The 8,407-nt window shown below is 29.2% G+C and carries 11 protein-coding genes; 9 read left to right on the top strand and 2 right to left on the bottom strand.

Features of this window, described 5'->3' with window-relative positions; translation table 11 throughout:
- Nucleotides 1-30: 30 nt before the first annotated feature.
- The gene (locus FGQ49_RS09665; protein ID WP_138269664.1) at nucleotides 31-309 is read right to left on the bottom strand and encodes a YabP/YqfC family sporulation protein; all 279 of its coding nucleotides are present in this window, start codon (nucleotides 307-309) and stop codon (nucleotides 31-33) included.
- A 103-nt stretch (nucleotides 310-412) separates the two neighbouring features.
- On the opposite strand from FGQ49_RS09665, the gene FGQ49_RS09660 reads away from it, so the two are divergent.
- Together FGQ49_RS09660 and fliB are read left to right on the top strand one after the other, a co-directional pair.
- Nucleotides 413-1,300 (top strand): DegV family protein, encoded by an 888-nt coding sequence (locus FGQ49_RS09660; protein ID WP_138269663.1) that lies wholly within the window; start codon nucleotides 413-415, stop codon nucleotides 1,298-1,300.
- Between the two features lie 76 nt (nucleotides 1,301-1,376).
- On the top strand, nucleotides 1,377-2,462 hold the full coding sequence (fliB, locus tag FGQ49_RS10540; protein ID WP_195323112.1) for a flagellin lysine-N-methylase: 1,086 nt from the start codon (nucleotides 1,377-1,379) through the stop codon (nucleotides 2,460-2,462).
- Between the two features lie 2 nt (nucleotides 2,463-2,464).
- Here fliB and FGQ49_RS09650 read toward each other — a convergent pair whose 3' ends face one another.
- Nucleotides 2,465-3,109 (bottom strand): Crp/Fnr family transcriptional regulator, encoded by a 645-nt coding sequence (locus FGQ49_RS09650; protein ID WP_171020674.1) that lies wholly within the window; start codon nucleotides 3,107-3,109, stop codon nucleotides 2,465-2,467.
- Between the two features lie 94 nt (nucleotides 3,110-3,203).
- On the opposite strand from FGQ49_RS09650, the gene FGQ49_RS09645 reads away from it, so the two are divergent.
- From FGQ49_RS09645 to fusA, 7 genes are all read left to right on the top strand, one after another.
- Nucleotides 3,204-3,917 carry a 4Fe-4S binding protein gene (locus FGQ49_RS09645; protein WP_138269661.1) on the top strand — a complete coding sequence of 238 codons (714 nt, stop codon included), beginning with the start codon at nucleotides 3,204-3,206 and terminating at the stop codon, nucleotides 3,915-3,917.
- A gap of 96 nt (nucleotides 3,918-4,013) precedes the next feature.
- Nucleotides 4,014-4,586, top strand: coding sequence for a hypothetical protein (locus FGQ49_RS09640; RefSeq protein ID WP_138269660.1), 573 nt, complete (start codon nucleotides 4,014-4,016; stop codon nucleotides 4,584-4,586).
- An 84-nt stretch (nucleotides 4,587-4,670) separates the two neighbouring features.
- Nucleotides 4,671-4,853 carry a hypothetical protein gene (locus FGQ49_RS09635; protein WP_138269659.1) on the top strand — a complete coding sequence of 61 codons (183 nt, stop codon included), beginning with the start codon at nucleotides 4,671-4,673 and terminating at the stop codon, nucleotides 4,851-4,853.
- 167 nt (nucleotides 4,854-5,020) lie between these two features.
- Nucleotides 5,021-5,266, top strand: a complete 246-nt coding sequence (locus FGQ49_RS09630) for a L7Ae/L30e/S12e/Gadd45 family ribosomal protein (RefSeq protein ID WP_138269658.1) — start codon at nucleotides 5,021-5,023, stop codon at nucleotides 5,264-5,266.
- Nucleotides 5,267-5,286: 20 nt separating this feature from the next.
- Nucleotides 5,287-5,652, top strand: coding sequence for a 30S ribosomal protein S12 (gene rpsL, locus FGQ49_RS09625; protein WP_138269657.1), 366 nt, complete (start codon nucleotides 5,287-5,289; stop codon nucleotides 5,650-5,652).
- Nucleotides 5,653-5,775: 123 nt separating this feature from the next.
- The gene (rpsG, locus tag FGQ49_RS09620) at nucleotides 5,776-6,246 is read left to right on the top strand and encodes a 30S ribosomal protein S7 (RefSeq protein ID WP_138269656.1); all 471 of its coding nucleotides are present in this window, start codon (nucleotides 5,776-5,778) and stop codon (nucleotides 6,244-6,246) included.
- Between the two features lie 12 nt (nucleotides 6,247-6,258).
- Nucleotides 6,259-8,325, top strand: coding sequence for an elongation factor G (gene fusA, locus FGQ49_RS09615; RefSeq protein ID WP_138269655.1), 2,067 nt, complete (start codon nucleotides 6,259-6,261; stop codon nucleotides 8,323-8,325).
- Nucleotides 8,326-8,407 lie beyond the last annotated feature (82 nt).

Genomic DNA, 8,407 nt, shown 5'->3' with positions numbered 1-8,407 from the left:
ATAAAATCTTAAAATAAACATTTTGTTCTCCTATATGATATATTCGATTGAATCTATTTGTCCTTCAATTATTAATTCTTCACTGATTAATGTTGATAAAAGAAGATCTCTTCCTTTTATTGACAATAAACCTGACGAAGAGTTTATTCTTATGTGTTCACTGCTGTAATAAATAATTCCTTTATGGTTAATTATGTTCATTTTTTCGTTTCCGAGAATTTCTATATTTAGTTTTTCAAGTAAAATCTCTTGTGGGAGTTGAAGAGATTTTGTTATTTTTTCTTTTGTGTTATTAAATATTTTTTTCATATTAATATATATGATGATATTTTGATATTATGAAAATATGTCATTTACATTATATAAAAACTTATTTTGTGATATAATAAATATATATAAGGGAGGGATTAAAATGAGTGATTATAAAATAACATGTTGTTCTACTGCAGACATGAGTTATGAGTTCTTTAAACAAAACGATATCCCTTTAGCCTATTTCCATTATATTTTAGATGGTAAAGAATATAAGGATGATTTAGGAAAGACGATACCATTTGATGAATTTTATAAAAAAATTGAGCAGGGTGCCATGCCTACGACTTCTCAAATAAGCCCTGAAGAATATATAGAGCTTTTTGAAAGTATATTAAAAAAAGATATGGATATTTTGCATATAAGTTTATCAAGCGGTATTTCCGGAACAATTAATTCTGCAAATATTGCCAAAAAGACGCTTGAAGAAAAATATCCAAATAGAAAAATCTATGTTATAGATTCTCTTGGTGCTTCAAGCGGATATGGTTTACTTGTTACATTAGCAAATGAAAAGAAAAAAGAAGGTAAAAGCATTGATGAAGTTGCAAAATGGGTATTGGATAACAGACTAAATATACACCACTGGTTCTTCTCAACTGATTTAACAAGCTACTTTAGAGGTGGAAGAATTTCAAGAACATCTGCTATATTTGGTACAGCTCTTAAAATTTGTCCATTATTAAATATGAGTTATGATGGGAAACTTATTCCAAGAAATAAATACAGAGGAAAGAAAAAAGTAATTGAAGAAATCGTAAAAAGAATGGAACAGCATGCAAAAGATGGTCTTGATTATAGCGGAAAATGTTACATATCAAATTCTGCATGTTTTGAAGATGCAAAAGCCGTAGCAGATAAAATTGAACAAAAGTTTAAAAATTTAGATGGGAAAGTAGTTATAAATAGTGTCGGAACAACAATAGGTTCTCATACTGGTCCCGGTACGGTTGCTTTGTTCTTTGTTGGAGATAAAAGAGAAGATTAAAAGCCGATATATATCGGCTTTTTTATTTGTAAATAAAATGTTAAAATATATTATATATTAAACAAGGAGGATGGTTATGTTATATACATATCCTGATTATTATAAAAAGTTTTATTGTCTTATGGATAAATGCCCTAAAAGCTGTTGTGAAGGGTGGCAAATTGTAATTGATGAAAATACAATTGAGAAATATATGAGTTGTGAAAGCTATTTTGGGAATAGACTTAAGAACTCTGTTGAATTTGATAAAGGAGTTTATAAACAATATAATAAAAGATGTGCATTTTTAAATGAAGATAATCTTTGCGATATACATATAGAAGCGGGGAGAGAAATGATGTGTGATACATGTAAAAATTATCCATATCATACAGAAGAGTTTGAAAATGAGAGGGAGATTTCTCTTGCATTGTCTTGTCCTATGGTTGCTAAAATGGTTTTAAGTAATAAAAATAAGGTTTCATTTATAACAGTAGAAGATGATAAAGAAGATGTTGAAGATGATGATTTTGATTTCTTTTTATATTCAGCCTTAGAGCAAAGCAGGAAAGTAATATTAGAAATAATTCAAAACAGAAATGAAGATATATTTATTAGAATAAATAAGGTATTTATTCTTTGTGAAAAAATACAGGAATGCATAGATGAAAATAATATTTTTAATATAGAAAATATCTTAGTTGAATACGAAGAAAAATTTAAAAACGAAGAAATAGAAACAATATATGAAAAATGGATAAATAAAGACAATGCAAAAAAAATACTAAGATTATTAAATGAGTTTGAACTTTTAGATGAGAAATGGAATGAGGATAAAGAAAGATGGAATAAACTTATTTGTGAAAAAAATATTGATTTAAGTTTTGAAGTCAATTCACAAATACAGCTTGAACAAATATTAGTATATTTTATATATGTATATTTTTCTGGTGGAGTTTATGACTATGATATCATTTCTAAAATTGGTATTTCTGTTTTAAGTACATATATTTGGGATATTATTTGTAAGCTACAAAAATCAATATTAAAAGATAGGTTTTGTGAAAATGATAAAGTAGAACTTGCATGGAGATATTCAAGAGAGCTTGAACATTCTGATATAAATATAGAAAGAATGGAAGAAATTATTAACAAATACAATTTGATTAACATATATTTATAAAATTATTTTGTAATTAATGTAAAATTATTTTTATTGTATGTTATAATTCCTTCTTTTTTCATTTTTGATAATTCTCTTGATAACGCACTTCTGTCAACTGCCAAGAAGTTCGCCATTTCTTCTCTTGAAAAAGGTATTTTAAAAGAATTGTTATTTGCACTTATAGCTTGTTGAGATAAAAATGTCATGACTTTTTCTCTTATGGTTCTTTTTGACAGAAGTTCGTTTTTTCTATTTAGCATTAACGTTTTTGTGCTTATTATATTCATAAGGTTTTTTATAAATATAAAGTTTCTTGTTTTGTTTATTATTTCATTTACATTAATAAATAATATTGTTGAATCTTCATTTGATATAACACTTACATTTAAAGGTATATTATTTTTTAAAGAAAATATTTCTGCAAAAATATTCCCCTTAGATAAAGTTGAAATTATATTTTTATTTCCCCAAAAGTCTTCACTAATAACACTGATTTCTCCTTTTAAAATAATTCCTGTATTAGATGTGAAGTCACCTGCTTTTAAAATATATTCATCTTTTTGATATGATTTTATATATGATTGGTCTATTATTTCATTTATTTCTTTTTCTTGTACATTGTTGAATAAAGGTATTTTTTTTAATTTTTCATATAAATTTTTCATAAAAATCCTTTCTTGTTGCATTTGCAACGTATATTTTATATACATTATATTATAATGCCATTAAATAATCAATTTATAATTTTGGAGGGAAATAATGATTAGAAAAATTATTAAAATAGATGAAGAAAAATGTAATGGTTGTGGACTATGTGCAAAGGCTTGTCATGAAGGAGCTATAGGAATGGTTAACGGAAAAGCAAAATTACTCAGAGATGATTATTGTGATGGGCTTGGCGATTGTCTGCCAGTTTGTCCGACAGGTGCTATATCTTTTGAAGAAAGAGAAGCATTGGCTTATGATGAAAAAGCTGTTATGGAAAATCAAAAGAAAAAAAACAATCTTCCTTGTGGATGTCCGGGAAGTTCTTCAAAAGCAATAAATAGGAAAGAAAATGAATTAGATGAATCAATAAATAAAAATGAATATGTAAATGTTAATAGTAAATTATCACAGTGGCCTGTTCAAATTAAATTAGCTCCTGTTAATGCTCCTTATTTTGAAAATGCAAAACTTCTTATTGCAGCAGATTGTAGTGCTTATGCATATGGTAACTTTCATAATGATTTTATAAAAGACCATATAACACTTATAGGTTGTCCTAAATTGGATAGTGTTGATTATAGTGAGAAACTTACAGCTATTATAAAAGAAAATAATATAAAAAGTGTTAAAGTTGTAAGAATGGAAGTTCCTTGCTGTGGAGGAATTGAAAATGCAGTAAAAAAAGCAATTTTTGAAAGCGGGAAATTTATTCCATGGCAAGTTGTTACTATTTCCACAGATGGTAAAATTATAGATGAGATATAAAAGAGCTTTAATGCTCTTTTTTTATATATATCATTGTAGTTATAATTTTTTTATGATATATTTTTAAAAAAACCAAAATATATTGGAGTAAATGTAATGAGAAGAAAAAGACGCAGAAGAAATAGTTCTTTAAGAAATTTATTTTTTGTTATTATTGTTTTTATAATGTTGCTTGGATTGCTTTTCGGCTGTATAGCTTTTTTTATTTCTAACTATTTATCTAGTGAACCTTCTAATGTAAGTAATAGTGCTTCATATTCAACTGAAGAAAAACAAAATGGTATAGTAGAGTTTTTTAATAATATTTTCGGAAAAAAAGATGAAGATGAAAAGTTTAAAGATAAGAACATTTATATAAGTAATATTGAAGATGGACAAACTTTTTCAAGTGGAGCAACAATAAAACTTCAATTAAAAGCAAAAGATATATTTGAAGAGGGGAATACAAACATATTTTTGGGTATATATGATGTAAACAATGAAACATACGCTTACAATAAAACAATAAATAATGTAACCGGAGAGATAAGCGAAGAAATCATAGTAGAAACCGGAAATTTGAAACCTGGAGAATACTATATAGATGCAATTATAAGTGATATAAATAAAGATGATGTTGATTTGGTTGACAGCGGGTGTGTTTACAGTATCACAATAAATATAGAGTAAGACTGATAAAAATCAGTCTTATTTTTTTATAAAACTACAAATTATTTGAAACCCATTTTATAAACTTTGTATGAGGTGACAAATATGAAGTTATTAAATGGATTTTTTGTTTTATTGTTTTGTTTTTGTAATTTAATTTTTGGTTTGTTTAGTTTTATATCTTTTATGAACAATACATTTGTAGATGAAATGAATTACATATTTTTAATTTGTTTTGCTGTTAGTGTAATATTAACATTAATAAGTGTAAAAAAATATGTAAAATAATATGAAAGTACTGGATTATTTTTTAATAAAGGTATAAAATAAATTTTGTTAAGTGTTTTTTTAGTTTTAAATAATATAAAAAAAATCGTTGAAATGCCGATTTTTATTGACATTTCAAGTTTTTTTTGATAAACTTTTTAGGCTGACTGTGAAAAGGAGTTGAAAAAATGCTTAATGAAATACCTAAATCACAATATGTGGTTGGCACAAAACAGACTTTAAAAGCGGTTGAACAAAAAGAAGCTTTAAAAGTGTTTTTGGCTAAGGACACAGATACGGCAATAAAAGACAAAATTGTTAATATTTGTCAAAAAAACAATGTGACTATAGAATATGTAGCCACAAAAAAAGAATTAGGTAAAGCATGCAACATAAGCATAGATGCTGCTGTTGCTTGTATATTAAAAATTTGAGGAAGGAGGAATAAGGTTTAATGCCAACAGTTAATCAATTAGTTAGAAAAGGTAGAAAAGACTTAGTTTACAAAACTAAATCTCCTGCTCTTAAATCTAATCCTCAAAAAAGAGGAGTGTGCACAGTTGTAAGAACTGCTACACCTAAAAAACCAAACTCAGCTATGAGAAAAATTGCCAGAGTTAGACTTGTTAACGGTATGGAAGTAACTGCTTACATTCCAGGTATCGGTCATAACTTACAAGAACATAGCGTTGTTATGGTTAAAGGTGGTAGAGTAAGAGACTTACCAGGTGTACGTTATAAGATTATTAGAGGAGCACTTGATACTCAAGGAGTTGCTGACAGAAAACAATCTAGAAGTAAATACGGTGCTAAGAAATAATTTATAATGTGTGTAACTATAAGGCAAGCCTTATACCTATATATCTAATATATAGAGCACAACGATAAATTTTTACTTATCGAGTACCAATGAAAAAATTTAAATTATTAGGAGGGAAGTACAGTGCCAAGAAAAGGTCCAGTACCAAAAAGAGAAGTGCTACCTGATCCAATGTATAATTCAGTTTTAGTAACTAAGTTATTAAACAACGTTATGCTTGATGGAAAAAAAGGTGTAGCTCAAAAAATTGTATACGGTGCTTTTGACATCGTAGCAGAAAAAACAGGAAAAGAACCATTAGAAGCTTTTGAAGAAGCTTTAAATAATATCATGCCTTCACTTGAAGTTAAAGCCAGAAGAGTTGGTGGTGCAACATACCAAGTTCCAATGGATATCAGACCTGATAGAAGACAAACATTAGGTCTAAGATGGCTTGTAACTTACACAAGAGCCAGAGGCGAAAAAACAATGAAAGAAAGATTAGCTGCTGAAATTATTGATGCTATCAATAACACAGGGGCTTCAGTTAAAAAGAAAGACGATACTCATAAAATGGCAGAAGCTAATAAAGCATTCGCTCATTTTAAATGGTAAGGTGAATAAAAGATGGCAAGAGAGTTTAGTTTAGATAAAGTTAGAAATATCGGAATTATGGCTCATATCGATGCTGGTAAAACTACAACTACTGAAAGAATCTTGTACTATACAGGTAAAATCCACAAAATTGGGGAAACTCATGAAGGTGGAGCTCAAATGGACTGGATGGAACAAGAACAAGAAAGAGGTATTACAATTACTTCTGCAGCTACAACATGTCATTGGAAAGGTCATGAAATTAACATCATCGACACACCGGGACACGTTGACTTTACAGTAGAAGTTCAACGTTCACTAAGAGTACTTGACGGCTCTGTTGCAGTTTTCTGTGCTAAAGGTGGGGTTGAACCTCAAAGTGAAACAGTATGGAGACAAGCTGACAAATATAACGTACCAAGAATCGCATTTGTAAATAAAATGGATATCATGGGTGCTGATTTCTACAATGTAGTAAAAATGATCAGCGAAAGACTTGGAGCAAATCCTGTTCCAATTCAATTACCTATTGGTAAAGAAGAAGATTTCGTAGGTATTGTTGACTTGGTTAAAATGAAAGCATTTATTTATCATGATGACCAAGGTAATGATATTGAAGAAACAGATATTCCTGAAGATATGATGGATTTAGCTGAAGAATACAGAGAAAAATTATTAGAAGAAATCTCTGTAAACAGCGAAGAAATTATGGAAAAATACCTTGAAGGAGAAGAAATAACAGAAAAAGAAATTATTGCTTCTTTAAGACAAGGTGTTCTAAATCTTGATTTTATACCTGTATTATGCGGTACAGCATTCAAAAACAAAGGTGTTCAAATGTTAATTGATGCTATCGTTAACTTAATGCCTTCTCCACTTGATGTGCCAGCTATGATTGGACATGATCCAAAAACAGGTGATGAAATGGAAAGACATCCTAAAGATGACGATCCATTCTCAGCATTAGCATTTAAAATTATGGCTGACCCATTTGTTGGTAAATTAGCATTTACAAGAGTTTACTCTGGAACACTTCAAAGTGGTTCATATGTATATAACTCAACAAAAGGTAAAAAAGAAAGAGTTGGTCGTATTTTAAGAATGCATGCGAACGACAGAAAGCAAATTGAAGAAATCAGAACTGGTGATATCGTTGCTTTAGTTGGTTTAAAAGATACAACAACAGGTGATACTTTATGTGCTGAAAATGCTCCTGTATTACTTGAATCAATCGAATTCCCAGATCCAGTTATTTCTGTAGCTATTGAACCAAAAACAAAAGCAGGTCAAGAAAAAATGATCGCTGCTTTAGTAAAATTAGCAGAAGAAGACCCAACATTCAGATTTAAGACAGATGATGAAACTGGTCAAACAATTATTGAAGGTATGGGTGAACTTCATCTTGAAATTATCGTTGATAGACTTCTTAGAGAATTTAAAGTTGAAGCTAATGTTGGTAAACCACAAGTTGCATTCAAAGAAGCAATTACTAAACCAGCAAGAGCTGACTATAAATATGCTAAACAATCAGGTGGTAGAGGTCAATACGGTCATGTTGTTATTGAAATCGAACCAAATGAAGAAGGTAAAGGTTATGAATTCACTAGCGAAATCGTTGGTGGTGCAATTCCTAAAGAATATATCGAACCTGTTAGCAAAGGTATTCAAGGAGCTATGGAAAATGGTATCCTTGCAGGATATGAAGTTATTGATGTTAAAGTAAGATTAGTAGACGGTTCTTACCATGATGTCGACTCTTCTGAAATGGCCTTCAAATTGGCTGGTTCTATGGCATTTAAAGAAGCTATGGCTAAAGCAGGCCCTGTTTTAGTTGAACCTATCTTTAAAATTGAAGTTGTTGTTCCTGAAGAATACCTTGGAGATGTTATGGGTGACTTAACAGCAAGAAGAGGTAAGATTGAAGGTATGGAACTTCATAATGGTGTTCAAACTCTTAGAGGATTTGTTCCATTATCAGAAATGTTCCAATACACAACAGACCTTAGAAGTAAAACTCAAGGTAGAGGAACTCATACTTTGACATTCTCTCATTATGAGCCAGCACCTCAAAGTATGTTAGATAAACTTAAAAACGAATAATATACAATTAATGATAGATTAAGGAGAATAAAAATGGCAAGAGAAAAATACGAAAGAACTAAACCACATGTAAATATTGGTA

This window comes from Anaerofustis stercorihominis (genome assembly GCF_005844425.1).
GTDB lineage: Bacteria > Bacillota > Clostridia > Eubacteriales > Anaerofustaceae > Anaerofustis > Anaerofustis butyriciformans.
Note: the sequence above shows the minus strand (reverse complement) of the source record. Positions and strands in the feature narration are given on the sequence as shown.